The following is a 25,170-nucleotide window of genomic DNA, read 5'->3' on the forward strand; positions in this document are numbered from 1 at the left end:
AATGTTAGATACCGACGTAGAAAACAATTTAGCCTTGGCTGGTGTTTGCCAGTCGGCGGCACTTGTGCAAAGCCTTGCAAGAAAAGGCACGGCAAACGACGAAGCGGTAGAGGCGAGTCTTTCCAGTATTCTGGTTACCGATCCTGAAAACCCGCAGCAAGTGTTCGGCAAGTTAAGCAACCTTGAGGTTGGGTATAAAACCTTATTCGCACAGTTATCAGATAAACAACAGAGCAAAGACACCGAGCTGACCCGTTATATTGCCAGCATTCTTGGTCTTGAAAGAAAGCTCGCACGTAAACCTGCCGCCATGAAAGAGCTGGCAGAGCGCATTTCTCACGTGCAGCGCCAACTGGCGCACGTAGACTTTCAAAACCCACAAATTGTGTCGTCTTTAGCCAGTATATACAGCGATATTATTAGTCCATTAGCACCGCGTATTCAAATAGCGGGTAATCCGGATCATCTTGGCCAACCGGCAACGCAGCACAAAGTTCGCGCTATATTACTTGCAGGCGTGCGCGCCGCGGTAATGTGGCGTCAAATGGGTGGTAAACGTCGGAACATTTTGTTTCGCAGAAAACAAATTTTAAATAGCGCTGTAAAGGCGCTCAGGCTGATAAACTAGTTAAGGAGCTGAAGGTGGAACTGAGTCAGTTAACTGCAATTTCCCCTGTCGATGGTCGATATGCTGGAAAAAGCGTAGAATTACGTAGTATTTTTTCAGAATACGGCTTACTGAAATACCGTGTTGAAGTGGAAGTACGTTGGCTGCAAATGCTATCGGCGAACGCCAAAATTGAAGAAGTTCCTGCGTTTTCTGATACCTCGAACGCATTATTAGATGCTATTGTGGCTAACTTTAGTGTTGATGATGCCATGCGCATTAAAGACATTGAGCGCACCACCAACCACGATGTTAAAGCGGTTGAATACTTTCTAAAAGAACAAGTGGCTAGCAACAGCGAATTATCTGCTGTAAACGAGTTTATTCACTTTGCATGTACGTCTGAAGATATCAACAACCTTTCTCACGGCCTTATGCTTACCGAAGCCCGTGACACTGTGTTGCTGCCATACTGTGACAAGCTTATCGACGCCCTAATTGCACTTGCCAAGGAATACCAACATATTCCAATGATGGCACGTACGCACGGCCAACCTGCCTCTCCTTCTACCATGGGTAAGGAAATGGCTAACGTGGCAATGCGTTTGAAGCGTCAACGTGCGCAAATTGCTAACGTTGAAATATTAGGCAAAATTAATGGTGCTGTAGGTAACTACAATGCCCATTTATCGGCTTACGCTGATGTAGATTGGCACAGTGAGTCTGAAAAATTTGTAACCTCACTAGGCTTATCGTGGAACCCATACACTACGCAAATTGAACCGCATGATTATATTGCTGAATTGTTCGATGCAGTAGCCCGTTTTAATACCATTCTTATCGATTTCGATCGTGATGTGTGGGGTTACATTGCCCTTGGCCACTTTAAGCAAAAAACCATTGCCGGTGAAATTGGTTCTTCAACCATGCCACATAAAGTTAACCCTATCGATTTTGAAAACTCGGAAGGTAACTTAGGTCTAGCTAATGCTATCTTTAATCACTTAGCCGCTAAACTTCCTATTTCTCGCTGGCAGCGTGACTTAACCGACTCTACCGTACTTCGTAATTTAGGTGTGGGTGTGGGTTATGCGGTTATCGCTTATCAAGCTACCCTTAAAGGTATTAGCAAGTTGGAAGTTAATGAGCAAAGCTTGTTGAATGAACTTGATAACAACTGGGAATTACTTGCTGAGCCAATTCAAACGGTAATGCGTCGTTACGGTATTGAAAAGCCTTACGAGAAGTTGAAAGAGTTAACCCGTGGTAAAAAGGTTAACGCTGAAATCGTGGCTGAATTTATTGATAACTTAGATATGCCAGAAGCAGCAAAAGCTGACCTTAAAGCGTTAACACCTGCGAGCTACATTGGTGATGCAATCAGGCTGGTAGATCAGTTATAAAGGTATAGCCTTTCTCATACACTAAAAAACGCAGCGATTGCTGCGTTTTTTTATGCGCTAAACAAATAAATTAACCGCTCAAGGGCATATGGTTGCTAGTAGCCACTAGGCTAGCAACCCTTTCTAGAATAACCGATAATAGCCCTATAGAAGCGTGGAGAATACGTAATGAAAGAATTCGATGTAGAACAATTTCTATCCCATTATTGGCAGCAAAAGCCTGTAGTATTACGTGGTTTTTTTGAGGATTTTAAAGATCCTATTGATGAGCACGACTTGGCAGGCTTAGCCCAAGAAGAAGAAATAGATAGCCGACTGCTTAGCTTTGTTAGCAGTGACAGTGTGGCAGATGGCACAGGCGAATGGAAAGTTCATCAGGGCCCTATTCATGACTTCGAAGCCGTATGTGAAGGTGCATGGACCCTACTTGTGCAAAGCGTAGACAGATACGTTCACGATGTAGCCGATGTCATTGAGCCGTTCCGCTTTCTTCCAAACTGGCGATTAGATGACCTAATGGTAAGTTTTGCCACCAAAAATGCCGGTGTTGGCGCGCATATCGACCAATATGACGTATTTTTGGTACAAGGCAAGGGTCAAAGAAGATGGCGTGTAGGTGAACCTGGGCAATATAAAGAAGTGTTCCCTCACCCAAAGCTTCGCCAAATAGAAGGTTTCGACCCTATTATTGATGAAGTGCTTAACCCTGGTGATGTGCTATACATTCCGCCGGGTTGGCCTCACGATGGCAGGGCGTTGGAAGACTGCCTAACGTACTCAGTAGGTTTCCGGGCTCCTGAAACCGCCCAGCTTGCAGACAGCCTTTCGCTAATGTTAGAAACGAGCGATATTAACCTGCGATTTACCGATGCCGGTAGAAGGTTGTCAACGTCTTCGGCAATGGTTGAACCCAACGATATATCCACCTTGAAACAACAACTCATCGCAGCAATAAATTCAGACGACTTCACCCATGCGCTTCTCGAATCGTTGAGTGAACAAGGCCTTCCTGAGTATCCCCCAGAACATCTATACACCGACAAGCAAATAGCGGTAGGGTTTGAAGAAGGTATAGAGTTCGCACCTGCCCCTGGTGTTCGCGCGTTAATTACCTCTGGTAAAGATAAAGCTACGGATGAAGCTACTGAAGAAACTGGCCAAACAGCCTCTTCTTTAATAGACAGCTATTTTTACGTTAATGGCGAACGCTTTAGTTTTAATAGAGAAGATGAAGCATGGGTTCAGCTACTTGTTAACAATGAACTACTTTATGTGAATTTACTGCCTGATCCCCCCTCTTTTGCGTTTTTAGCAACATTAACTACACTTATTAATAAGGGTTACTGGGAATGGATAGAAGCATAAAGCACCGTTATGGCTTACACGATAGAGAACGTTAATTGGGAAAGGGATAAGATTCGACTTAAAGCAATCAGGGAAGATGTATTCGTACTGGAATGGCGAGTACCCCAAGACAGTGAATTTGACGAGCGCGACGCCAGCGCTTTTCATGTATTGCTTTTGGAAGATGCTGAAGAAGATAAGGTACCAATTGCTACAGGAAGATTAACCCAGTGCGGGGAAATCGGCCGTATAGCAGTAAAACGAGGCTATCGAAACCTGTCTATCTATCGTGCGCTGTTTGCTGCTTTAATAAAAGTGGCTAATCGCCACAAAGTCACCATTTTGAAAGTAAGCTGCAGCCTTGATAGTGTGTCGTACCATCAAGGCTTAGGCTTTGTACCAGACGGGCAAGTATTCATGGATGGTGGCGTAGCACGCCAACGCATGCAATGCCCCGCAGAGCGTTTCCCTCTGCCCGATGTCTCACAAATGCACTAGTTAAGGCATTCATTGATGCACTCAAAAAAGCCACCGCAAGCGCTATACTGAAACGTTACCTTAAACGCCCTGCCATAATTCATCTTGGTTATGTATAGCATGCAAACCTTCTGCTCTGCTTTCTAATAGTGCGGCATACTCTAACGATGCTTTATCTGCACCTTGTGATACACGTAAGTTCGCCGATTTTAACTGCCACGACATAGCGAAATGCTTAATAGCATCACGAGCGGTAGCTGCCATAGAGTCAGCAATAAAATCTGTAGGCAAGTCACCACTCATTACCCAATAGAATGCATTTTCGGTATCTTTAATCTTCCATACCGCTAAATAAGGCACCAAGTAACGGCTTTCATTAGTGACTACAGATTCAAAAAGCACACCGTTTTCGGCTAAATGCTTATTGGCCTTTTGAAATTGTTCACGAACCCATTCACTACGTTGCTCATCAGTCATTTCGTTTTGTGGTGTATTGTCTGTCATAGAACTCTCTAATTTATTGTCGTTTTATTTATCATTACTTATTCGTTACTTACTTGTTTACCCAGGCCTATCTAATCGATTAATAGCAATTTTAGGTTAAACAGTATTGCTACGATGAAACACAAGCAAGTAAACCCTGTAACGGATGCTTTGGCTTAAACTGCTCTATACGAGCTACCTGACTTCGGCATGAATAACCGGTGGCCAGCACCGCATCAGCAGGATAGCGTTTAACCGCTTGCTCCCAACTTAGCCCATATATAGCGAGCGATTTCTCTTTTTGATCGGCTTCATGACCATAAGTTCCGGCCATGCCGCAACAACCTACGGCAACAATATCTACCGGCTGATTCACTTTAGCAAACAAACCCTGCCATTGCTTTTCAGATGCGGGCAACGCCGTTTTTTCTGTACAGTGACTTAGCAGCGCTAATGGCTGTTTTGAAGGCTGCGCTGAAGGCTCTAGCGCACTTACCTTTTTGCTTAACGCTTGCCACACATCATTAGGCACAAATTCAAGCCATTCATGCACAGCTAACACATGAAAATCGCCTCGGGCTTTGTCTAAGGTTTTAGTATATTCATCACGATAAACCAATACCAAAGACGCATCTACACCCACCATAGGAATGTTTAATTGCGCGACTTCATTTAAAAAGCCTGCGGTATTTTTTGCGGTTTTTGCAAATTTGGCTAAAAAGCCTTTTACGTGTTCAGGCTTACCGTTTGGTTTAAACGGCAACATTACCGGTGTAAAGCCAAGGGCGTTTACTAAGGCAACAAAATCCTCAACTACACTCGCATCGTAGTAGCTGGTGAAAGGGTCTTGCACTATCAATACCGTCTTTTGCTTTTCTTCAGCACTTAGCTTCGACAACACATCATGGTTATAACTCTCCACTTTCCCTTTTACCCTGTTTGCCAACGTTGGCTCAGATAAAATAGGCGTGTCTACATAACCTATGGTTTTCTCGATACCGTCTTGCATCCATTTTCGTTTCAAAAACAGATTAACCATAGGCGAGAACTTGGCCATAATCGGCGCCATACGTTCAATGTTTCCCACAAGATGGTCTTTCATTGGACGCATATAACGCTGGTAATAAATAGATAAAAACTTCGACCTAAAATCAGGCACATCTACTTTCACTGGGCATTGGCTTGAGCACGACTTACAGGCTAAACAACCATTCATGGCGTCTAGCACTTCATGAGAAAAATCGTCTTGTTTGTTTCGGCTGTTACTAAAACGCTGCCACCACGAGGTATCAAATTGTTCAGCACTGAGGGTTTTGGTGTCTACACCATCTTTAGCAAGCAAGCGTATCCACTCGCGAATAAGGCCAGCACGGCCTTTCGGGCTATGGCGTCTATCGCGAGTTACCTTACTTGAAGGGCACATCGGCGACGTGGTGTCGTAGTTAAAGCACAAGCCATTACCATTACACTCCATGGCAGGCGCAAAGGCTGCTTTAAACGTAACCGGAATAGTTCTATCGAATGTCGCCCGTTTGGTATCGCTAACTTTTACCAAGCTTTCAGTGCTATCTAACGGCGTGCACACCTTGCCTGGGTTCATTTTATTAAGGGGGTCGAACGCGCTTTTTATTTTGCGTAGTTCGGTAAATAACATGTCGCCGAAAAAGGCAGGGCCGTATTCGCTGCGGTAACCTTTACCGTGCTCGCCCCACATTAAGCCGCCATACTTAGCAACTAACGCTACGACTTCATCTGATATTTGATGCATCAACTTTTCTTGTTCAACATCACATAAATCAAGGGCTGGGCGCACGTGCAATACGCCTGCATCTACGTGCCCGAACATACCGTATTTTAAACCATGGCTGTCTAACAGAGCCCTAAATTCCATGATGAAGTCGGCCAAGTTTTCAGGCGGTACTGCGGTATCTTCAGCAAAGGCGATAGGCTTTTGCACACCCTTGGTTTTACCCAACAGGCCCACCGACTTTTTACGCATGGCGTATATTTTACCAATATCCGCTTTATCAAACGTAACCTGATAACCAATTACCCCACCCTCACCTGTTTCAGCAGCGGCGGTAAGCCTAGCTTCTAGCTCGGCTATACGAGTGCGAATTTCTTCTTCATCGTTACTGTTGTACTCCACCATGTTTAAGCCCAACATTTCCTTATGCGGAACATCGGTAATTAAATCGGCGATGGAGTGCCAGATAATATCGGTTTTGGCCAAATTAAGTACTTTTGAGTCTACCGTTTCAACAGACGTGGCATTCGCTTTCACCATTTCAGGGGCATGACGAAGTGCCGATTCGAACGTATCGTACTTAATATTAACAAGGGCTTTGTGTTTCGCGATGGGCGTAAGTGAAAGCTTCGCTTCGGCCACCATCGCAAGCGAACCTTCGGCACCGGTAATCAAGCGGCTTACATCAATAAGTTGCTCGGTATCGTTATAAGCGTGTTCTAAATCGTAACCGGTTAAAAAGCGGTTTAAACGGGGGAATTTTTCAATAATGGCTTCGCGCTTGTCTACGCAAGTAGCTAGCACTTGGCGCAAAATACCCGCATAGGCGCTGTTATCTGCGTTTGTGTTGGCTATATCTTTGGCTTCTTGCACACTTATTGGCGTGGTGCTTAGTACTTCACCGTTAGCCAGTACCGAGGTTAAGCCTAATACATGGTCGCTAGTTTTACCGTAAACCAAAGACCCCTGCCCCGAGGCATCGGTACTAATCATTCCCCCTACGGTAGCGCGGTTGCTGGTAGAAAGATCCGGCGAGAAGAAAAAGCCATGTGGGCGAAGTGCGTCATTTAATGCATCTTTCACTACACCAGATTGAACTTTAACCCATTGTTCTTCAACGTTGATTTCCAGAATTTGATTCATGTAGCGCGACATATCAACCACAATGCCGTCGGTTAAGCTTTGGCCATTAGTGCCTGTGCCGCCCCCACGAGCAGAGAACTTCACTAACGGGTGGTCGTTAACCAGCTTGCCCAATACTTGTAAATCGACAACGCTTTTAGGAAATACCACAGCTTGAGGGAGTTTTTGATATACCGAATTATCGGTGGCCACAGCAAGACGGCTGGCATAGCTGTACTCAACATCGCCGGTAAAAGCGGTACTAGCAAGCTGTTCTAGGTATGTCTGATAATGGGTTAAAAGACTCTGCTGGGGCACCACACGTGGCAAACTCAAAGTGCTCAATTGCTGTAAAACCTCTGGAAATGCGATTGTGGGCTAGTATAACCACAGCGCTGGCGAGTCTCTAGCCAATTACACATATTTCATGTGGTTTTAATGACTAATTTTGCACTTTATATAACAAGAAGTGTTTTTAAGGCGGGTAATTTTAACCAATTAGAATATCTTAGAAAATCACAAGTTAGCCATTCACCCATAAATATTGCACAATGCCCGCTCTTCTATTCTCGATAAAAGGAAAGCAGTTTATGTCTTTTACAGTAAACAGTTATTTTGATGACAAGGTTCGTTCAATTGCATTTGAGTCGGCAAATGGCCCATGCACTTCAGGCGTAATGGCGCCAGGTGAATACACCTTCAACACCAGTCAACACGAAGTAATGAAAGTAATGGAAGGCGAAATGACCGTTAAGCTTCCTGGCTCAAGCGACTGGCAGTCTTTCAAAACGGGCACAGAATTTACCATAGACGCTAACTTGTCTTTCGATGTGAAAATTGAAACCCCTACTGCATACCTTTGCTTTTATAGCTAGTATTGCTTTATAGCTTAAGTTTCTAACTAACAATAGTTTATAGCTTAGGCTTACCTAACGCTGCGCTTGTATTTTTATGCGGGCGGCAGTGTTGGGTAGATTCGATACTCGTACCTTGAGTGTTGCCTTACCCTCTTTATCCTCTTTCGCTTTGTTTATTTGCTAATAGCGATTTCATATCTATCACTGAACTCTGCCACCATCACGTAGAATAATTAAATCTACCTCCGGTCAGACAATAATTTTTTCGTTGGCGTACTTTTTCGCCCTATTGCCGCTACCTAGTATCTATTTCACCCTCCCGCTTTGTTTTTTGGTTCATTTCGTGTCTTTTTGCTAAATTTCACTACTACGATGAAAAAGATAATGGGTGAAATACACCTTTGCCCCCTAACATACCGTTTTGGTACTTTTAATTCATGAACAAAAAACACCATTCTGATTTATTGTTTTATTTTGCGGAGTTAGCGGGTAATCTGACAATATAGATAAGATTTAAAAACCCCATAACAGTGTTTTTAAACAGACCAGTTTGGGGTCTAGTTAGCTGTTATATTTATTAAGGACGATTCGTGAAAAATTTTAAAATGCCACTCTTAAAAATGGGCATAATGATGGATTTAGAAACGTTTAAACAACATACAAGAAATGTCGAGTCGTTTCTTAATCAAGAAGTAAAAGCGTTTGAAAAACATGCTGCTGAGGTTACTGCTGAATGGGAAGATTTTGAAAAAGCAGAATACTATGAAAATTCGCATGATGAATACTGGGAGCTAAGTAAGGTTTATCCTAACATCCAAAGAAAATCAGAATTAATTAGTATTTATACTATCTTGGAAAATACGATCAACAGAATTTGTTCGGTTTATCAATTCTCTATAGAGAATCCAGTTAAAATGGAAGATCTTGAAGCTAATGGCATTATTGATCAAGGTAAGCGTTATCTAGAAAAAGTAGTACTATTAGATTTTCCGACTAATCACAGTTCATGGCAAGAAATCACCAAAATTCAACAAATAAGAAATAGTTTTGTCCATGCTGCGGATCATGTGAAAACTGGAAATAGTGATTTAATTAAGTATATAAAACAATCTCAATACCTTGAGTTGAAAAACAACAAAATTGAAATCCTCAATGGCTTTTCAGAGCATTGCTTAAAAGTATTTGAAGACTTCTTCATTGAGTTATTTGCCCGAATGGAAGCGTTAAAATAAATATAACAAACCAAGTCATCGGAAAACCACTCACTGGCTGCGCCAAAGCGTTCGCGTTTTCCGCTGCTTGGGACATTATACACCTAATCGTACCATTGTATTTTATTCAATCTAGGAGATATATGGATAAGCGTTATCAAGTTTTTGTAAGTTCTACTTACGCTGATCTTCAAGAAGAAAGGCAAAGTGTTTTGCAGACCTTAATGGAGATGGATTGTATACCAGCAGGAATGGAATTATTTCCTGCTGCAGACGAGGAACAGTGGGAGTTTATAAAAAGAATAATAGATGATTGTGACTATTATTTACTTATCATTGGCGGGCGATATGGATCAACTGCACATGATGGACTCAGTTATACTGAAAAAGAATTTGATTATGCGGTAAGCAAAGGTATTAAAGTAATTGCCTTATTACATAAATCTCCAGATGACTTGCCTCGCTCTAAATCAGAGCTTGAAGAGGAAAATTATCAAAAGTTACAAAATTTTAGAGAAAAAGTGAGTGATGGACGTTTAGTAAGGTTCTGGAATGATGCTTCTCAATTGCCCGGGGAAGTATCTCTCAGTCTAAATAAGACTATGAGGTTATTCCCTGCAGTTGGTTGGGTTAGAGGTGATTCTGCAGCCTCCCCTGAATTGCTTCTTGAGATAAACGAGTTACGTAAACGTAATGATGAATTGCAAATACAACTTAATGAAACTCAAGACTCTCAACCACTAATTCCAAGAGAAGAGCTTGCCGATTGGGATAGTTCTATTGATATAAGTGGAACTTACAGTCTTTATGCAAGGAGAAGGGGCCAAGATACGCAGTACTGTAATTGGAAAAACACAGTTACATGGAGTGAAATTTTCGGAGCAATTTCACCATTCTTAGCTGATAAAGCTTTTGATAGTGATGTGAATCGGTTTATTGCGGAGCAGTTTAGTAAAGTTGATTGTAATAATGTGAGTTTGTCTGCTCTAGTTATAGAAACTCAGGATTTATATACAATAAGAATTCAATTTTTAGCTCTAGGGTTGATTGAGATTGATAATGAGCATCCACAAGCTCAATGGTATTTAACTGAGCTAGGAATGCAGACAATGCTTAAATACAGAGTTGTCAATAAAGGTGTATAACAAGCCATTCAACAGGACAAAATACAGTTGGCTATTTTCGTTCCTCAAATATTATAGCCAACTATATTTTACCCGTTAATAGGGGCGTTAGCATTCAAATCGAGTATGGAGTAAAAATGAAGTATTTAGCCTTAATTACAGGATGTGTATTATTAACTGGATGTGCAACAGGCTATCAAGCACATACTTGGTCTGGTGGTTACAAAGATAAAGAATTAGGCGAAAACAATTATATGGTTGAGTACTATGGGAATGGTACAACTTCAACTGAAATGCTTAAAACCTTTTGGAATAAACGTGCTTCAGAATTGTGCCCAAATGGTTATGATGTAGTGAGTGAAGATAAAGGAAAAACCGATGGAGGTATTTTCCTTGGTGGTATCACTTCTATAGATCACCCTTGGTTAAAAGCTGAGATTCAGTGCAAATAAATGCTAACAAGAACTTCAAACGGAAAAAATACAGTTGGCTGTTTTCACTCCGTTCAACATTTTAGCCAACTATATTTTTCCGCTTAAGTAGGCGTTAGTAGCCTTAAAGGAATATCGCGTTTGATGCCCAGTTACTGGAAACTATTTGTCGACTCCCATTGTTTGATCGACAGTTACATTGAAATTCCCGAAGAGTCAAATTTATCTAAACTAGGTTGCTCACTTCAGATATATTCTGAGAGTAAAGCGGCCGACGAAGCCGACAATTTCTATCCAGGTATAGCGGCGAAAAAGCATGGTTTTGTTCCAGTAGCTTGTTGCTTGATCGCTTCGGGTGATCCATATTTCATTAATTCAAATGATGGAGAGTTCGGTAGTCTTTATCGAATTTACCATGATGGGGAAATGATAGACGATGAGAATTTCAACTTAGATGATGCTGTGGTTGTAGTGCTTAAAGATTATCGAGATATTCTGAATTTCACGAAAAAGTAATCAGGCTACTAACAAGCCTCAATTCGCTCTCAAGTTCGCTCGGACAATTAAAAATGGGCTATTGTCGCTGCGCTCAATATTTTAGCCCATTATTAATCGCCGCTTAGGCAGGCGTTAGCTTTAAATGGAGTATTAAATGAAATATGTATTGATATTATTTATTAGTTTTTTTTCAGGGAATTTGCTGGCTAATGAGTACAAAACCGAAATTAGTGAGTTCTTTACATTATATAAGGAAGGGCAAATAGACAAAGCTGTTGACTCAATATATAAAACAAATAGTTATGTGTCTTCTATTCCAGATCAGGTAAAAGGTGTTAAAAATCAGCTATCTTCTCTAGCAGGGTTAGTTGGAGAACTTCACCATATTTCTCATGTTCACACTTATGATGTGGGCGGAACATTTGTACATGTCACATATTTATTAACGTATGATAGACAACCAATTCGTTTTGAATTTCAATTTTTTAAAGTTAAAAGTGGCTGGCGAGTATATGCTTTTTCATTCGACGATAATATGGACGATGAAATAGAAGCATTAGCGCGTAAAGCGGCGATCGAATCAAATAATTAAAGCTAACAATACGCTCAAGCATGGAATTTAAAAGTTTGGCTTCACTCGTACCTCGTGATTTTAGCCAATTTTTAAATCCGCTTAGCTGGGTGTTAAATTTCAAGGAAACATTGTGCAAGAGTCACGGAAGCTAGAAGACTACCTGATAGAGAGGACTAAACCCAAAGGTATAGATGTACTGTGCGGTTTGAAGCATTTCGCGATCATTACTTACGCAGTCCCTTCTGATAGATTTCAAGACATATTTCCTGAGCGATTTAAATTAGACACTGTTGAAATAAATGGCCATGAAATGGGACTTATATCTGTAGTTCCCTTCATTGATGTAGATTTTACTTCCGCTGTATTCCCGTTCCCTAAATTTACAATGGGGCAAACAAATTACCGGATATATATAATTGATACCGAAACGGGGGAACGTTGTGTTTGGTTCCTTGGCACTACTCTAGACTCTTGGACGCTAGCCGTACCAAGACATCTTTGGAATCTTCCTTGGTATGCTGGAAAAGTTAGTTTTGACTGTACCCGAAATGAAGTAAATGGCTTGTACGAAAAATACAGTATGGAAACGGTATCTGAATGGGCTGAAGCTTCAGTTGAGTTGGTTCAATCTGAATCTGACGAACTAGAATTCCCTGGCTTTCCCGACGTAGAGTCTGCCTTGGTCTATCTTACGCACCCGCTAGCTGGGTTCTATCATCGTAGAGACAGCAAACTAGGCACATATAGAGTGTGGCATAAAGAGCTTGATGTTAAGCCAGCAAAGCTAAAGTCAGCGAAGTTCAAGCTTTTATCTGATCTTGGAATTGTTAACGATGCAGAGCAAAACACTCCCTATAGTGTGTTAATCGAGCCAATAAATGAATTTACCATTTACTTACCGCCTACTATTGTTGGGTGAAAATTTAACAAGCTGTTATAAAAGAACAAAAAACAGTTGGTTTTGCAAGGGAGCGGTTCCATGAGAAAGAGTATGAACTTTGTTGGAATTACATTGGCAGTATTTTTATTCTCTTCAGGCTCAGCTTGGTACGGCTATTGGAAAGGTGTCGAGCATGGGGGAGCGCTTGAGACGACCGCTTTAGGTGCTTTAAGCACTGCGCAGATAAAGAGACTAAAGTCAGGGACTCCCGACGACATTAATGCTGTTATAGGTTTTTTTGAATACTATGTGGATCACGGTCTTAACCAGTACAACTGGTATGATGAAAACGGGAGCAAATTTTGGGGTAACCTCCTGGCTAACGATTACGAAGAGTCGCTGATTCGTTCGGCTAAACTGGTAGCGATATACAGAGCTGAAAACCCAGAAAATACGATGATCGAATCGATTTACCCCGTGGATTTTGCGAAACGGAAACAAGCTGTTGAAAAGCTTACCAAGTAAACCTAACAAGAGACTATGGCGTCAATAGCTAGTTTGCTGCGTCACTTCGTTTCTAATTTTAGCCATGTGTTATCGCCCCTTAGTGGGCTGTTATGAATATGGGGTAGATGATGAGCTATCCGGATGATTCCAATGGAGATGTTTTAAGAAGGCTAGAAAAAGCCAACTTCGATTTCTCATTAGAGTACGCCGTTGATTTCTACGCTGTTTACGAAACAGAGGAAGAGGCAGATATCGTAGCAAAGCAATTTGCGCGCGATTGGAAAGAAGGTCATAAATTTAAAAATATCGAAACAAGACCTGCTGAAACAGGAGGTATGGAACTAGAGCTTGTTCCAATAATGAACGTTACTTATGAAAATATCACGAATTTCGAGATTAGGTTAGCTGAGCGTACATCCAAGGTTAATGGCTATTTAGATGGCTGGGGTGTACTTTGTGAGCAACATTCATAACAAATGCAGGTACACGGAACAGATTCAAGTTGCTTCCGCTTCGCTGTATCCATTCGATCCTAGATTGGACGGACCCACAGGTTGTAGAAGCTGTTATGAATGATTTTAAACAGTCCGGTTACGATTTTTATCCGAAAGGTGGTGGGCAGGTATCTATCTGATTTTACCTCTCTGAGCAACAAGCTGTCGCCCTAAAAGAACTTGCCAATAATGTTTTTAGTCTGAACAAGAAACCTAGGTGGAAAATATGGTAGCTTCACGGCGTTCAAGCCGGCCGCTACGCGCCTCGGGTATTTGCCTATAATTTCGGAGTTTTTATGGAAGTCTATCGTAAAGTAAAGCAAACAAAATTCGTGAAAGATGGTTTGAGAGGCCTTTTAACTGTTCACGATCACGGCGGAATTGCTGTAAGTGCAGATCATAAAACTATATTTAATGGGCTTAACTATGAAGAAGTTGATAGTTATCTTTATATTAGTAAACCATCAACTAAAGATAAGACATTAATAATGGATCGGCTTTTTAGTTAAAGTAAACATAACAGTCATAAACATTGGATAAACTTCCTCACTTTTCATCGTTTCGGAAGTCATGTTCTTGATAGGGGTTTTGTACATTGAATAGAAGCACTAAATTTAAACTCTACCTTGCTGCACTAATCATTTGCATAGGAATAAAGGGGTCAGAGTGATCAATGACTAAAAATGTACTCTACCCCATTCGTTATAGATAGACTCAACTCAGGCTTATTTCCCAAATACTAATAAAACTATTCTTTCACCGGTTTTAGTTAGCCGATAAAAGTTACCCTTTTCAATCAACAACCCCCAGAATGTTTCGCTGGAAAGCTTCCGCGATAATCATCAGGATGTTTCACATCAATAGCAAACATAGATTATCGAGTGAGAGTATATTAAGTCTTATAAATTATCTCTGCCCCTTTTATTTGAGGCTATCGTAGGGACTTTGGTTGTACGCTCTGTTTTGGGGTGGCTAAGCCAGTTTACTCCAAAACTACACTTCACAGAAATGCCTGTTACAGCGGCGTTAGTTACTTACCGGAAATTTTTGCTTTTGGTGTAAAACTCGAAGAATGTGAATGATTTCATCTTTAATGAAATATGAAACTATCATTGAGACCTCAGGGATTATTAATAACCTTCCCGGTATACCTTCTCTCTCAACTCCCATAAGAGGTTGTTGATTCAAGTTTTCGACTTTTTTTTCAATTATTGCATCAGCTTTTTCTGCTGCTAATGGGTTAAATTCGTATAAAAATTCGAAAATAGCTTCACGATCGTTCAGTGAACTTTTCTCCCAAACGATCATTTTCTGGCTTTATTCCTAATTTTCATTTTTCGAGCTTCCATGTCCAACTTAGCCTCTTCATGGCTGACAAACTCACTCTGCCCACTTTCTAACTTATTAAACGCAGCATTAACCTCTTCAGTAAGCCACTGATCATGAGTTATTATTTTGCGTTGCTGTGCAGCAAGTTCTTCAGTAAGCTCTCTACAAGCGTCACTTAGCGTACGCCCTTGGCTCTCAGCCATTGTCTGAGCCAAGCGTTTAGTTTCTTCATCAACTCTAAATTGTATGCGAGTATCCATGGTAAACTCCCTCAACGTGTACACACAAATGTTAGCACGCACGTTAGGTTTACGGCAACTAACAAACCACTCATAAAACCCGTTTTGCGAGATGGGAATTTGTACTTACAAGGATGATATATGAAATACATAGTGACTTTTGATGTGGACAAAGGCGCTTATTTAAAATTCCTTAACTTCACGGTCAAGCGAGCATGCCAAACCCAAAGTCAGTTTAAAGCTTTTGCCATTAATTTAGTTGCTTGGCTATTTATCACCGTATTTTTCATGTTCATTTTCCAATCCTTCACGTCAAAAGTATCTAGCATAGATTTGAGTTCGGCGCTTGTTGGTGCATTACCATTTTGTCTTATTATTGGCTATTCAATGTACGCGAATTTCAAAGCTAGGAAGTTCAGCATTCCCAATAAGCAGGGCATTATTCTGGGTGCAAAGTCTATTGAACTCACGCCTGAAGGGATTACAGAAACTAGCGCCGTTTCAAAGTGCCACTATTCTTGGAGCTGTGTAGAAGAAGTAACAGAAAATTCCGGTGACTATTATATATTTCTCGATAAGATGTTCGCTCTTATAATTCCAAGCAGTGCATTTGTCTCCCAGGGATCAATAGAGCAATTTAAAAGTTATATAAACAAGTATGTATAAACAAAAGCGTACTGGTCGATGAAAACAGTGAAGTGGGTATAGCGACGCAAACAGCGAAATAAAGTTAGAGCACGTTAAAAGCTAAAACTGTACTCTGACTTTTTCCCAATACTTATAAAACTATTCTTTCACCGGTTTCAGTTAGCCGATAAAACTTACCCTTTTCAATCAACAATCCCTCAGAATGTTTTGTTGGAAAGCTTCCGCGATAATCATCAGGATGTTTCACATCAATAGCATACACGCGGCTATCAAACTGTTTATTCACCTTAAACTGTAAGGTATGCCCTACCGTTACTGATAGTGCGTCGAACTTATCTAATGTTTTCTGTACAAAGGTATGACTAACATCATCTTTGAAATACCCTCGATACCACGCTAACCCTGTCTCAGTTGAAATTAACGCTTCCGTTACCTTGTCTGCCACACCGGGAAAATACATTTGTCGGTAATAGGCTTTAGCCTTGGTGTTTATCTGTTGCAAACTTAAATCAAGGTTCGCGATATCTTCATGAATACCGCCATGTACAAACAAATGGCCGTTTATTTTTTCAATGGTATTTTTACTGGCAAGCCAACGCCCTATGTACGAATTGTGGCTGAATAAATCGCCCTGGGTTTTGCCAAGCAAACCCGCAATGGGAATATACTTATTAGCCGCAGATTTAAAATTGCCTTGAAGGTTTTTAAGTTCGTGATTGCCAATAATGTAATGCACCACCCCGCCCGCTTTTTGGGCTTCTTGCTCTAGCTTATAAATAAACCAGAGCAATTGGGTAGTAGAAAACCCTCTGTCTACCATGTCGCCCACTAGCACTAAATGGCCTTCACCAAATTGCCATTCAAGGTTTTCATTAATGACGTTATGGGTAATAAGAAAATCACGGAAGGTTTTGTAATTCCCTTCTAAGTCGGATATTGCCAAAATAGGTGCGTTGCTTTCATATACCGACGCTGTATTGGTGTTCAGTGCGTTTAGTGGCTTTAAATTGAAGGTAAACGTGGCATCTTCTAAAGCAAAATAAACCTCAAGGGGCTCTGCTGTTTTTTCTGTTAAAGGCACGTGGCGTTTTTCTATAAAGAAGTTATCTTCTCGACTTCCCCGAATGTAATTTATTTCAACAGAAGTATCCCCATTACCTGAGCCTTTAACATCTGCGCCTGTTTCATCAGCGCCTGTTACATCAGAGCCTGTTACATCAGAGCCTGTTACATCAGAGCCTGTTCCATCAGAGCTTTTCGGCGTTTTATTCGTGAAAAATACAAACGGCCCTTCCCCGCCTACTTTATAGGCCAATGGCGCATCGCCCATATTGATAGACCCATGCTGGCTTATTAAGACACCCACACCAATAACTGCCAATACAAAAGAAACAAGCAGAAAATGCCCTAGTGATTTGGCTAAACGTTTCGCTGCACGCTTAAGCATACTGATAGCCAATAGCAAACCGTTTAAGCAAAGCCAAAATGCGATAAGTAAGTAAGCTAATCGCGTAGGCACTAACCAAGGCCACCGGCGTTATCCACAATCCTGTGATAGTAGTGTCTCTATGCGCCAGTATGGGGTTACTTAAAAAGCCAATAGCAACAGAGTTCCCCTCAGCCTCTACCCAAAAAGCAATACCGTTGGGCAACAACAGGTTCGCAAATGCCAATACAACCAACGCTAAACCTGTACCATAGCCAAAGGCTAACATGCCCCAGTACAAGGTTTTGGACAGCCCTTTAGTGACCGATGCTAATGGACGAAATCCTTTTGGTGGCGGCGTACCTTGTTGAATATGATTTACGTAGTTTTCGGCAAGAACTCTAGGCGCACCAAGGCCAGCTAAGATACCTTCAATATCGGCGTCTTTTCCGGCCATTTCCTGTTGATCGATAACGTCATAAATGTGAGATTCAATTTCTTTAATCACTTCAGCCGCATCTTCAGAACTTAACGAGGCCAAGTAGCGGTTAAAGCTTTTTAGGTAGTTGCTTATTTGTTCCCTTCCACTCATTGTGCTTATCCTTTTCTTTTTCCAGTTTCTTTGCCGTTGTCTGTGCTGTTATTCGCGCCACTTTTTGAGTCTGCTAACAACGATTCCATATCAACTACCGAACGCTTCCACCGCGCGCGCAGAATATGTAATCGTTCAAGACCGCTTTCTGTTAATGAGTAATACTTGCGTGGGCGCACTTCACCCTCTTGGTGCCACTTTGCATTAAGTACCCCTTCGCGCTTAAGCCTATCTAGCAGTGGGTAAAGCGTACCTTCACTAATCACCATGGTTTCAAAACCATGCAGATAATTCAGGATCTCCAACCCGTACTTTTCTTCACCCGCAACGGCCGCAAGCACCGCCAGCTCTAAAGTGCCTTTGCGTAGTTGAGCATCCCACTTCGCGCTTTGATTTGCAGTTTCTGTCATGACCTTCCAGCTAGGTTAAACTCATTACTATGTAATACATAGTATAATTTATAGCATAGTAAATAACCAAAATACAACTTACGCTTTTAACGGTTCGTTTTGGTTGTTTAATTTTGAGGCGTTGCAGGTTAATCTGAATTTATTGATTACAGGGTTGAACTCAGAATGATGTCTTTAGATGGGTCCGTTTGGAGTCTAATTAGCTGTAATGCACTTTAGTAAGAACAATATAACCAATCTAGCACTGAACCCTATTTAAGATTGCTGAAGGGAGAAAAAAGGCTAGATGTCGGCGTCCCACTTAATCAGAAAGAGTTATTGCTGGCATCCAATATAGGCATTGTAGACCCAGAAAAAGTAAAGATTGTTTATGTTAATGAAGTTCCTTTCCCTTATGAAAACTTCGCATTAAAGGTTTTTGGCGAAGCTGTCGGGCTTGTTGGTGAAGGAATAATTAACAATGCACAAGTATTCGGATATTCAATTTACACTCGCAAAGACTTTGAGTTAAACAGACCCAAATTAGCGCATGAATTGGTGCATGTTTTGCAAATCGAAAGGTCTAGTTTAGGTAAAGTCGTCACCCAACATTTTTCTGATATGGCAGAGTACGGGTACGATAGAGCACCATTAGAAGTCGAAGCGTCTGAAGCAAATAAGAAATACAGCGCGAGTTAGTAGCCAGGTAGGTTGTGGCCAAGTTAACCCACTACTCACCAATTATGCGCGTTGGCTGAAGCTTGGCTCAGTCTCTATTCGCTACAAAAAACTTTAGCCAAGCGTTATCATCCGTATTTGAAAAGTTATGTACGTAAATACAATCTAAGGAAATATTCAGTATGTCTACATGGAATAAAATTGCGACCTGGTCAGTGTTAGTTATTGCTCTCGCAGTTTTTATAGCAGCTGCATTTGTGCTTGGTTCAACAATTGGCACTATGTATGTACTAGGGGCATTTGAACTATCTATACTTGAAGTCGGAATCATTTGTGGCGGAATAACATCTATATCTGTTTTTGTACGCTGCGTTAAACAACTGAAAAGTAACTCTGAATTAGCAAGTGCATAAGCAAAAAAGTACCCAACGCTGCGCGCCTTGGCATACAAACACGGTCACTGCTTCGCATTATATCTTAAGGATAAGGTTTCAAGTCATGATGAAAATATTTGTCATTCCATTGTCATTCATATTTATAACTTGGCAAGCCAACTCAGTTGAATTGGAAGAGCCACTGTCTGCGTATGTTAATGACGTTTGCCAATATAAACTTTTAGAATACTGCAATAAAACACCTCAATTAATTAGCTTCTTAACTATATATGCAGAGAATTTTGAAGGATATATGCAGTCGGAAGATAAAAACGAAGTTAGACGATTATTTAATCAACATCATATAGCAAGGCTTTGTATTGAAGATTTGTATCCTAAGCACAGTGACGAAATTACTGCAAAAATGAAAGCATATATGATTTATTCAAAGGAACGTTTTCATTTGTTCATAAAATCAGAAGGAAAGCTAAGTGATATTGGTGTTCAGTTACCCGAGATCACTTATGAAAATACAACTGAATATTGTAATTCCTTAATCTAATAGATTTATACATGGTAAACGTTTTAGGGATTAGTTTGCTCATTATAGCTCTTAACTATCACTGTCCTAGCTGCAAGAGAAATCAAGTTATATTATCGTTAAAGCAATTTAAGCTACCAAGTGATTAATGCTGTAATTGTAATCATGAGTTTACCGAAAATGATTTTAAAAAGACTCACTGGAAGAGAACATAACAAAAGGATATTTCAATGGATGACGGAATATTCGGTATTACTGTTCTAGCCACTATCGCAACGATTTGCGCTATCGTGTCTCATTTATTAATAAAAAAGTTCGTTATAGCTGTCTTGGTTTCTGGGCTACTCGGAGCGTTATTTTTTCAGTTTGCAGCTTATTTCCACCTTGGACACCTTGACCCTTTTTATCTATTCGCTGCATTTGTCTCTTTCTTAATTAGCTGCGCAGTATCTTCAATAATCGGCCTCTTCTTAATCAAAAGAGCCAATAGCTAGGTTCTTTTAACATGCATTATTACAAACTAATCAATACACTCGCTACCTTCACTGGGGCGCACACACTTGGAACGGCTTCGCCATTGTGCCTGCAACCTTTATTGAAAAGCTATACCAGTAGCTAATGATTAGAGATAAAGTGCTGAAAATAATTTCGCAAGAAATAAGTTTACCTATAGATTCTATTTCGATGGATAGTACTTTGTTAGTCGATTTGAATATCGATGGCGATGACGCTTGGGAAGTTTTTGAACGGTGTTATGAGCAATTTGGCCTAGATCTAAGTGACTTCAAATTTACAAATTATTTTAGTTCGGAACCTTGTTACAAAGGAATTTTTTATATTCTTCGAAAGCTAACATTTAAAGATGAGCACTTAGCAAGGAAAAAAGAAACATTTACCGTTGCTGATTTAGTCAATGCTTGTGAACGAGGTAGTTTTGAAAAACTTGTATAATAGTCGAGCATTTTGCCTTTTATCGAGGCGTTGGTATGCCTAAGAGTACATTGGTAAATGTCTGAGATTAAATTCACGAATCAAGAAAAAGAAGCAATGGTAGTTAAACTTCAATCCTATTTTGAAAAATCGTTGGCTCAAGAATTAGGGCAATTTGATGCAGAGTTTCTTTTGGATTTCATTTCTAAAGAGTTAGGTGCATATTATTACAATCGTGGGTTACACGATGCGAGATTGGTTTTCGAAGAACGTGTTCAAACCATTGATGATGATCTTTATGCTATTGAAAAGGAAATTCGCTAGGTGGAATCGGCATATAGCAAACCATTCAGCCATCTCCATACTTGCTGGCTGAATTCACCTCGCTCCAAGTACAGCCAGCAAGTCTGTGCCGTCTAACACGGGCTGTATATACCAATTTAAAAAGTTAACCACTTAGAGGTTTAAATGGAAATGAACCAAGTCACTCTTCCAGTAAATAATATGGAAGACGCCGTCGATTTTTATCTTGTCCTGGGTTTTACTCAAATTGTTGATACACCTCACTATGCTAGATTCTCGTGCCCTAAAGGAGGCTCAACGTTCTCTCTTTCACTGGAGTTAGAGGAGTTCAAAAATGGTGCTATCATTTACTTCGAAACAGAGGAATTAGATGAGCTCGTAGAGTCACTGATTGGCAAAGGGATCGAATTCGAACTACTCCCCACAGAGCAACGTTACCTCTGGACAGAAGCTGTTTTAAAAGACCCTTCAGGAAATAAAATCAAGCTATTTTGGGCCGGTGAAAACCGCTTATCACCGCCGTGGAAAGCGGATAAACGAGGCTAACACAACACTATTGTCACTCCCTTATTTCGCTATAACACATTCACGGGCCGCTTCGTGATTATTAGTAAGTGACAGCGACCAAACTAAGCAAGCAGGATGTTTTCAAATTTACGCATAAAATTTGAGTCAGTCATGTATGTACAAATTTGGGAACATCGATTAAAAGTCACGATACCGTAAAGCGTACATCGTTTGATGATTACCCCGTTATAGTTATCAAAACCATCCATAGAAGTAGAAACTTTGAAGCTCATAACAAATAAAGGAATATTGATGCACTCAACATTTTTAGCTCTTCTACTATTGCTTCTGTATTCGGGTGCTTCTCTCGCTATAGACGATAACACCATAACTAAGCTTTATGACTCTTCTGAAAATATCGATAACACGATAAACCGTGAGTCAGTTGTTGAGTCGCTATATCAGCAAATTAGACCCCGAGCTAATATTACCAATAAGTCATTAAGTCAGAAACAAGTCGATAGTAAAGTTAGGCTGTACATAAGCGATAAGTACCTGCCTGCGCTTGTAATGAATTACCAGCAGATCTATTTTCAATTACGAGCCAGCGAAGGTCAGTTCACATCCTGCGATAACGCGACTCCCATAAATTATGACGATGATATTCTTAAAATGCTTTGCTTGAACGAAAACGATAGCCATATGGAAGTAGTTTACATGACAAATGGCTATTCTCAGGGTTGGAAAACGTCAGCAACATATGGGTTCACTATCGACAACGATGAGTATGAACTTACCTTTATCAATCTTTATCTGAAAGAAGGTGTCAGTGCATATGTTGAAGGCATCTAAGGAAGCAATGTGCGAAATTTGATATTAATCGTTCTATTTATTCCGCTCATCTGTCTCGCAGGAGAACAAGAATTGGTTGAAGCGTTTTTCAGTCCTAACGGAATTGAAGATAAAGAAGCGGTATATTCGGGTGAGATGCTTGAATATCACCTTAATAGACCAACGCTTGGGGAAAGCCTCCCCTATGGAATGAGTAAAGAATACAGGTTAATAGAATCCACTAGTTCGAGAAAGATATATGCGGTTTCATTAACTAAGGATGGTAACACTCAGGATTGGTATGCATATTTAACGAAGTCTCCAGATAGCTGGAAACTATCTGCTATACGCAACCTTGCTTTGCCTCGGTTCTTTTTTATAGCTTTACAAAAGATTGAAGCGAAGAAACAACGTAGTAAAGAAGATGATTACAGGTATCAGAATATGTTACTTACCTTAAAATCCGATTCTGAACTGAAGCGTTTCCTTAAAAGTAACTTAACAACGCTAGAAATGATTAATTCATTGGCTGAAAATGCCCCTGAACAAGCTAATCAAATAGCAGGCTCGTTAAATCTGAATAAAGTAGACTTCGAAGCAGAGACTGGAATAACTAATATAAACATCGGCGGCATACTGGATAACTCGGTTGGCTACCTTTATGTGCCAAAAGCAGAGTCAGTTCCAGATATGTCAGATGATAACTATATATATTTAGAGAAAGTGCAAGGTAATTGGTATCTCTACAAAACAACGTAACCATACCATTCAAGAATAAAGGGGTCAGAGTACTTTATCACTTAAAAATGTACTCTGACCCCATTTTTTTAATCAAACAGCTCGCAAGAATAGTCTGAGCCATTTTCAATTGCGCCACTCGGGCTTAGGCTATAGTAAGAAAGCCCAATATAGTCTTTAGGGTATTTGTTTATACGAAACGTAAAATTGCTTCCTGGGGTATCACCCTGTGTAAGCACACCTGTTTCATCCACCGGCGTTACGTATTTCCACACAACGTCACCTTCGTAAGTCACTTCGAAAAATGTACCTGTGGTGCCTTCATCTATTATTGTGTTTCCATTATCTAAACGCTGAGCGCCTGAAATGTTGGTGGCGTAGAAGTCGGTAGGATCATCTGCCACATAGGTCCACGTGAAATCATCCGGCCCATATGTTCCGTCGTCATTTAAGGTGTAATCGCCAGCGTCACTCACTTGCGTATCCACCACGTTGATAGAGGAGTAATCGCTGTTACCGTAATAGTTAGGCTGGTTGTTGAAGATCATGACTTGCCCACCTTCAACGTAGTCATCATCTATCCAATAAGCATCATGCTGTAAGAACAATTTTTGGTCATCTGCGTCACCCATGTCATAGGCTTGCGGGTTACCCCAACGGTATAGAAGATCGCCACCTTTACCGCGGCTTCCACCAGAGTGAGAGGCAGCTTCGGCAGTAGACGTAGAATGGTCGATAATCCAAAATTCGCTGTAGTTACGAGTATTGATCATGATCTGATCGAGTTCTTCGTTATAAGTTACCGCGTTCATGTGAATGGGGTCGGCTTCATATTCAACATCAAGACCAGTGAAATTAACGTCAATAAGCTGTGGGTTCTCTGAAATAACGCCGTAATTATCAATTGTTAAATCTTCATCTTGTACAATGTGATCCCATGAATCCCACTGCCAAACAATAGCGTTTTCGGTATCTTCTACTGTTGGGTCTAGCTCAATAATTTGCTCACTCCACAACGCATGGTTACCTGAATAACCAACCGCTTCAGCTTCTGCAGCGCTGTGCTTTTTCCACACCATCACTAATACTGTGCCAGTGCTTTCAATGTATTCAACATCGTGGTGCATAAACTGCGTGTCACTGTTAAATTCGTAATACCACTGTAGTTCGTCTTGTTCGTTAATAATTTCTACACGACCAGAGTCTCCCCCTGCCCTCAAAAACTCTGAATTCTCAGCGCTTTGCAAACGGCCGGTATGGAGTAAGTTTCCGTTCTCAAGTAAGTACGAAGACATAGTGCTGTAGTCTGAAGACCAGCTTTGCACCATTTCACCACAGTTATCTATTAGATACGTTGTACTGAAGCGCTGCCCGCCAAATAAGGTATAGCCATTCTGGGCATCGGCAGAATTCAATATTAAACCAATTGAGTTAGAGGTAGAGTATTCAGTTACTTCTACATCTGAGTCTTCTTCATCACTCTCGTCATCATACCCATCATCAGAACTGTCATCGCTAGTATCGTCACTTGAACTATCGTCCACTGTAACGTCGCTACTAGTATCGTCAGACGAACTAGAGTTACACCCTGACAGGGTAAAAGTGAATAAAACGAGCAATATAGAAAAGTAGAACGACGGAGATTTGTTTAATTGCATTCGACTGCCTTTGTTAACCGGTTATTTTAGGTAAAAGCTTATTAAGGGAGATTTAACGGGTGCTCGATAACTGGCTATTGACCTAAGTTAACGTACTGCGCATGCCGGGCAAGTATGGAGGCTGCATGTAAAGTCGCAATCGGCTTTATAAGAACTTTACGTTTGTAACTGATTGTGACAATGCTAGGAAGGATACGTTTAAATACGCAAATAATGGGGTCAGAGTAC

At 40.8% G+C, this 25,170-nt stretch carries 32 protein-coding genes; 24 read left to right on the forward strand and 8 right to left on the reverse strand.

What is annotated here, in order from left to right:
• Position 1: 1 nt before the first annotated feature.
• The 4 genes from hflD (at position 2) to Q4561_RS13815 (ending at position 3,852) form a co-directional block, all read left to right on the forward strand.
• Positions 2-628, forward strand: coding sequence for a high frequency lysogenization protein HflD (gene hflD / locus Q4561_RS13800; protein ID WP_013784398.1), 627 nt, complete (start codon positions 2-4; stop codon positions 626-628).
• A gap of 14 nt (positions 629-642) precedes the next feature.
• Positions 643-2,010 (forward strand): adenylosuccinate lyase, encoded by a 1,368-nt coding sequence (purB, locus tag Q4561_RS13805; protein WP_303461257.1) that lies wholly within the window; start codon positions 643-645, stop codon positions 2,008-2,010.
• A 168-nt stretch (positions 2,011-2,178) separates the two neighbouring features.
• Positions 2,179-3,375, forward strand: coding sequence for a cupin domain-containing protein (locus tag Q4561_RS13810; RefSeq protein WP_303461258.1), 1,197 nt, complete (start codon positions 2,179-2,181; stop codon positions 3,373-3,375).
• Positions 3,376-3,384: 9 nt separating this feature from the next.
• Complete coding sequence (locus tag Q4561_RS13815; RefSeq protein WP_303461260.1) at positions 3,385-3,852, forward strand: GNAT family N-acetyltransferase; 468 nt, start codon at positions 3,385-3,387, stop codon at positions 3,850-3,852.
• 60 nt (positions 3,853-3,912) lie between these two features.
• Here Q4561_RS13815 and Q4561_RS13820 read toward each other — a convergent pair whose 3' ends face one another.
• The gene (locus Q4561_RS13820; RefSeq protein WP_303461262.1) at positions 3,913-4,335 is read right to left on the reverse strand and encodes a DUF4826 family protein; all 423 of its coding nucleotides are present in this window, start codon (positions 4,333-4,335) and stop codon (positions 3,913-3,915) included.
• A gap of 109 nt (positions 4,336-4,444) precedes the next feature.
• Complete coding sequence (locus Q4561_RS13825) at positions 4,445-7,519, reverse strand: FAD-binding and (Fe-S)-binding domain-containing protein (protein ID WP_303461311.1); 3,075 nt, start codon at positions 7,517-7,519, stop codon at positions 4,445-4,447.
• 254 nt (positions 7,520-7,773) lie between these two features.
• Between Q4561_RS13825 and Q4561_RS13830 the strand changes: the two genes are divergently transcribed.
• From Q4561_RS13830 to Q4561_RS13875, 10 genes are all read left to right on the forward strand, one after another.
• Positions 7,774-8,058: a pyrimidine/purine nucleoside phosphorylase gene (locus tag Q4561_RS13830; protein WP_126872209.1), complete on the forward strand. Its 285-nt coding sequence runs from the start codon at positions 7,774-7,776 to the stop codon at positions 8,056-8,058.
• A gap of 572 nt (positions 8,059-8,630) precedes the next feature.
• Entirely contained in the window at positions 8,631-9,272 is a 642-nt protein-coding gene (locus tag Q4561_RS13835; protein ID WP_303461265.1) for a hypothetical protein, read from the forward strand.
• A 122-nt stretch (positions 9,273-9,394) separates the two neighbouring features.
• A complete protein-coding gene (locus Q4561_RS13840) occupies positions 9,395-10,396 on the forward strand; it encodes a DUF4062 domain-containing protein (protein WP_303461267.1) in 1,002 nt (333 codons plus the stop codon).
• A 116-nt stretch (positions 10,397-10,512) separates the two neighbouring features.
• Positions 10,513-10,827 carry a hypothetical protein gene (locus tag Q4561_RS13845; protein ID WP_303461269.1) on the forward strand — a complete coding sequence of 105 codons (315 nt, stop codon included), beginning with the start codon at positions 10,513-10,515 and terminating at the stop codon, positions 10,825-10,827.
• 123 nt (positions 10,828-10,950) lie between these two features.
• The gene (locus Q4561_RS13850; protein ID WP_303461271.1) at positions 10,951-11,322 is read left to right on the forward strand and encodes a hypothetical protein; all 372 of its coding nucleotides are present in this window, start codon (positions 10,951-10,953) and stop codon (positions 11,320-11,322) included.
• Between the two features lie 136 nt (positions 11,323-11,458).
• Positions 11,459-11,896, forward strand: a complete 438-nt coding sequence (locus Q4561_RS13855; protein WP_303461273.1) for a hypothetical protein — start codon at positions 11,459-11,461, stop codon at positions 11,894-11,896.
• Between the two features lie 112 nt (positions 11,897-12,008).
• A complete protein-coding gene (locus Q4561_RS13860) occupies positions 12,009-12,797 on the forward strand; it encodes a DUF2071 domain-containing protein (RefSeq protein ID WP_303461274.1) in 789 nt (262 codons plus the stop codon).
• A 60-nt stretch (positions 12,798-12,857) separates the two neighbouring features.
• On the forward strand, positions 12,858-13,283 hold the full coding sequence (locus Q4561_RS13865; protein ID WP_303461275.1) for a hypothetical protein: 426 nt from the start codon (positions 12,858-12,860) through the stop codon (positions 13,281-13,283).
• Between the two features lie 110 nt (positions 13,284-13,393).
• Positions 13,394-13,738, forward strand: a complete 345-nt coding sequence (locus tag Q4561_RS13870; protein WP_303461276.1) for a ribonuclease E inhibitor RraB — start codon at positions 13,394-13,396, stop codon at positions 13,736-13,738.
• 317 nt (positions 13,739-14,055) lie between these two features.
• Positions 14,056-14,268 (forward strand): hypothetical protein, encoded by a 213-nt coding sequence (locus Q4561_RS13875; RefSeq protein WP_303461278.1) that lies wholly within the window; start codon positions 14,056-14,058, stop codon positions 14,266-14,268.
• Between the two features lie 517 nt (positions 14,269-14,785).
• Here Q4561_RS13875 and Q4561_RS13880 read toward each other — a convergent pair.
• A complete protein-coding gene (locus Q4561_RS13880; RefSeq protein ID WP_303461280.1) occupies positions 14,786-15,067 on the reverse strand; it encodes a type II toxin-antitoxin system RelE/ParE family toxin in 282 nt (93 codons plus the stop codon).
• The gene (locus Q4561_RS13885) at positions 15,064-15,348 is read right to left on the reverse strand and encodes a type II toxin-antitoxin system RelB/DinJ family antitoxin (RefSeq protein WP_303461281.1); all 285 of its coding nucleotides are present in this window, start codon (positions 15,346-15,348) and stop codon (positions 15,064-15,066) included. The genes Q4561_RS13880 and Q4561_RS13885 overlap by 4 nt, the downstream gene beginning before the upstream one ends.
• A gap of 120 nt (positions 15,349-15,468) precedes the next feature.
• Here Q4561_RS13885 and Q4561_RS13890 point away from each other — a divergent pair, with 120 nt between their 5' ends.
• Positions 15,469-15,993, forward strand: coding sequence for a YcxB family protein (locus tag Q4561_RS13890; protein WP_057792301.1), 525 nt, complete (start codon positions 15,469-15,471; stop codon positions 15,991-15,993).
• A 112-nt stretch (positions 15,994-16,105) separates the two neighbouring features.
• On the opposite strand, the gene Q4561_RS13895 is transcribed toward Q4561_RS13890, so the two are convergent.
• From Q4561_RS13895 to Q4561_RS13905, 3 genes are read right to left on the reverse strand one after another with little or no spacing between them, the layout of a single operon-like run.
• The gene (locus Q4561_RS13895; RefSeq protein WP_303461283.1) at positions 16,106-17,422 is read right to left on the reverse strand and encodes a metallophosphoesterase; all 1,317 of its coding nucleotides are present in this window, start codon (positions 17,420-17,422) and stop codon (positions 16,106-16,108) included.
• Positions 17,415-17,993 (reverse strand): hypothetical protein, encoded by a 579-nt coding sequence (locus tag Q4561_RS13900; protein WP_303461284.1) that lies wholly within the window; start codon positions 17,991-17,993, stop codon positions 17,415-17,417. Before Q4561_RS13900 ends, Q4561_RS13895 begins: the two co-directional genes overlap by 8 nt.
• Positions 17,994-17,998: 5 nt before the next feature.
• The gene (locus Q4561_RS13905) at positions 17,999-18,403 is read right to left on the reverse strand and encodes a PadR family transcriptional regulator (RefSeq protein ID WP_303461286.1); all 405 of its coding nucleotides are present in this window, start codon (positions 18,401-18,403) and stop codon (positions 17,999-18,001) included.
• 318 nt (positions 18,404-18,721) lie between these two features.
• Between Q4561_RS13905 and Q4561_RS13910 the strand changes: the two genes are divergently transcribed.
• The 9 genes from Q4561_RS13910 to Q4561_RS13950 all read left to right on the forward strand — a co-directional run bounded on the left by Q4561_RS13910 (position 18,722) and on the right by Q4561_RS13950 (position 23,305).
• Positions 18,722-19,081, forward strand: a complete 360-nt coding sequence (locus Q4561_RS13910; protein ID WP_303461287.1) for a hypothetical protein — start codon at positions 18,722-18,724, stop codon at positions 19,079-19,081.
• A gap of 161 nt (positions 19,082-19,242) precedes the next feature.
• Positions 19,243-19,473 carry a hypothetical protein gene (locus Q4561_RS13915; protein WP_303461289.1) on the forward strand — a complete coding sequence of 77 codons (231 nt, stop codon included), beginning with the start codon at positions 19,243-19,245 and terminating at the stop codon, positions 19,471-19,473.
• An 85-nt stretch (positions 19,474-19,558) separates the two neighbouring features.
• Positions 19,559-19,996, forward strand: a complete 438-nt coding sequence (locus tag Q4561_RS13920; RefSeq protein ID WP_303461291.1) for a hypothetical protein — start codon at positions 19,559-19,561, stop codon at positions 19,994-19,996.
• Positions 19,997-20,205: 209 nt separating this feature from the next.
• Positions 20,206-20,469, forward strand: coding sequence for a hypothetical protein (locus Q4561_RS13925; protein ID WP_303461293.1), 264 nt, complete (start codon positions 20,206-20,208; stop codon positions 20,467-20,469).
• 124 nt (positions 20,470-20,593) lie between these two features.
• Positions 20,594-20,926, forward strand: coding sequence for a DUF1493 family protein (locus Q4561_RS13930; RefSeq protein WP_303461295.1), 333 nt, complete (start codon positions 20,594-20,596; stop codon positions 20,924-20,926).
• Between the two features lie 57 nt (positions 20,927-20,983).
• Positions 20,984-21,229 carry a DUF2164 domain-containing protein gene (locus Q4561_RS13935; RefSeq protein ID WP_303461297.1) on the forward strand — a complete coding sequence of 82 codons (246 nt, stop codon included), beginning with the start codon at positions 20,984-20,986 and terminating at the stop codon, positions 21,227-21,229.
• 144 nt (positions 21,230-21,373) lie between these two features.
• Complete coding sequence (locus Q4561_RS13940) at positions 21,374-21,754, forward strand: VOC family protein (RefSeq protein ID WP_303461299.1); 381 nt, start codon at positions 21,374-21,376, stop codon at positions 21,752-21,754.
• 273 nt (positions 21,755-22,027) lie between these two features.
• Positions 22,028-22,567 carry a hypothetical protein gene (locus Q4561_RS13945; RefSeq protein WP_303461301.1) on the forward strand — a complete coding sequence of 180 codons (540 nt, stop codon included), beginning with the start codon at positions 22,028-22,030 and terminating at the stop codon, positions 22,565-22,567.
• Positions 22,568-22,576: 9 nt separating this feature from the next.
• On the forward strand, positions 22,577-23,305 hold the full coding sequence (locus Q4561_RS13950; RefSeq protein ID WP_303461302.1) for a hypothetical protein: 729 nt from the start codon (positions 22,577-22,579) through the stop codon (positions 23,303-23,305).
• A 68-nt stretch (positions 23,306-23,373) separates the two neighbouring features.
• Here the strand turns inward: Q4561_RS13950 and Q4561_RS13955 are convergent, their stop codons facing one another.
• The gene (locus Q4561_RS13955; RefSeq protein ID WP_303461304.1) at positions 23,374-24,942 is read right to left on the reverse strand and encodes a hypothetical protein; all 1,569 of its coding nucleotides are present in this window, start codon (positions 24,940-24,942) and stop codon (positions 23,374-23,376) included.
• Positions 24,943-25,170: the final 228 nt, after the last annotated feature.

The organism is Alteromonas sp. 1_MG-2023 (assembly GCF_030547075.1).
GTDB lineage: Bacteria > Pseudomonadota > Gammaproteobacteria > Enterobacterales > Alteromonadaceae > Alteromonas.

Bases quoted from the DNA above. Each gene is read 5' to 3' on its own strand.
- Q4561_RS13945 (WP_303461301.1), top strand. From the start codon at position 22,028: ATGCACTCAACATTTTTAGCTCTTCTACTATTGCTTCTGTATTCGGGT.
- Q4561_RS13830 (WP_126872209.1), top strand. From the start codon at position 7,774: ATGTCTTTTACAGTAAACAGTTATTTTGATGACAAGGTTCGTTCAATT.
- Q4561_RS13875 (WP_303461278.1), top strand. From the start codon at position 14,056: ATGGAAGTCTATCGTAAAGTAAAGCAAACAAAATTCGTGAAAGATGGT.
- Q4561_RS13810 (WP_303461258.1), top strand. From the start codon at position 2,179: ATGAAAGAATTCGATGTAGAACAATTTCTATCCCATTATTGGCAGCAA.
- Q4561_RS13895 (WP_303461283.1), bottom strand. From the start codon at position 17,422: ATGCTTAAGCGTGCAGCGAAACGTTTAGCCAAATCACTAGGGCATTTT.
- Q4561_RS13905 (WP_303461286.1), bottom strand. From the start codon at position 18,403: ATGACAGAAACTGCAAATCAAAGCGCGAAGTGGGATGCTCAACTACGC.
- Q4561_RS13955 (WP_303461304.1), bottom strand. From the start codon at position 24,942: ATGCAATTAAACAAATCTCCGTCGTTCTACTTTTCTATATTGCTCGTT.
- Q4561_RS13850 (WP_303461271.1), top strand. From the start codon at position 10,951: ATGCCCAGTTACTGGAAACTATTTGTCGACTCCCATTGTTTGATCGAC.
- Q4561_RS13935 (WP_303461297.1), top strand. From the start codon at position 20,984: ATGTCTGAGATTAAATTCACGAATCAAGAAAAAGAAGCAATGGTAGTT.
- Q4561_RS13890 (WP_057792301.1), top strand. From the start codon at position 15,469: ATGAAATACATAGTGACTTTTGATGTGGACAAAGGCGCTTATTTAAAA.
- Q4561_RS13840 (WP_303461267.1), top strand. From the start codon at position 9,395: ATGGATAAGCGTTATCAAGTTTTTGTAAGTTCTACTTACGCTGATCTT.
- Q4561_RS13900 (WP_303461284.1), bottom strand. From the start codon at position 17,993: ATGAGTGGAAGGGAACAAATAAGCAACTACCTAAAAAGCTTTAACCGC.
- Q4561_RS13915 (WP_303461289.1), top strand. From the start codon at position 19,243: ATGTCTACATGGAATAAAATTGCGACCTGGTCAGTGTTAGTTATTGCT.
- Q4561_RS13925 (WP_303461293.1), top strand. From the start codon at position 20,206: ATGGATGACGGAATATTCGGTATTACTGTTCTAGCCACTATCGCAACG.
- Q4561_RS13845 (WP_303461269.1), top strand. From the start codon at position 10,513: ATGAAGTATTTAGCCTTAATTACAGGATGTGTATTATTAACTGGATGT.
- Q4561_RS13870 (WP_303461276.1), top strand. From the start codon at position 13,394: ATGAGCTATCCGGATGATTCCAATGGAGATGTTTTAAGAAGGCTAGAA.
- Q4561_RS13855 (WP_303461273.1), top strand. From the start codon at position 11,459: ATGAAATATGTATTGATATTATTTATTAGTTTTTTTTCAGGGAATTTG.
- Q4561_RS13920 (WP_303461291.1), top strand. From the start codon at position 19,559: ATGATGAAAATATTTGTCATTCCATTGTCATTCATATTTATAACTTGG.
- Q4561_RS13820 (WP_303461262.1), bottom strand. From the start codon at position 4,335: ATGACAGACAATACACCACAAAACGAAATGACTGATGAGCAACGTAGT.
- Q4561_RS13885 (WP_303461281.1), bottom strand. From the start codon at position 15,348: ATGGATACTCGCATACAATTTAGAGTTGATGAAGAAACTAAACGCTTG.
- Q4561_RS13940 (WP_303461299.1), top strand. From the start codon at position 21,374: ATGGAAATGAACCAAGTCACTCTTCCAGTAAATAATATGGAAGACGCC.
- Q4561_RS13930 (WP_303461295.1), top strand. From the start codon at position 20,594: ATGATTAGAGATAAAGTGCTGAAAATAATTTCGCAAGAAATAAGTTTA.
- Q4561_RS13880 (WP_303461280.1), bottom strand. From the start codon at position 15,067: ATGATCGTTTGGGAGAAAAGTTCACTGAACGATCGTGAAGCTATTTTC.
- Q4561_RS13865 (WP_303461275.1), top strand. From the start codon at position 12,858: ATGAGAAAGAGTATGAACTTTGTTGGAATTACATTGGCAGTATTTTTA.
- Q4561_RS13815 (WP_303461260.1), top strand. From the start codon at position 3,385: ATGGCTTACACGATAGAGAACGTTAATTGGGAAAGGGATAAGATTCGA.
- hflD (WP_013784398.1), top strand. From the start codon at position 2: ATGTTAGATACCGACGTAGAAAACAATTTAGCCTTGGCTGGTGTTTGC.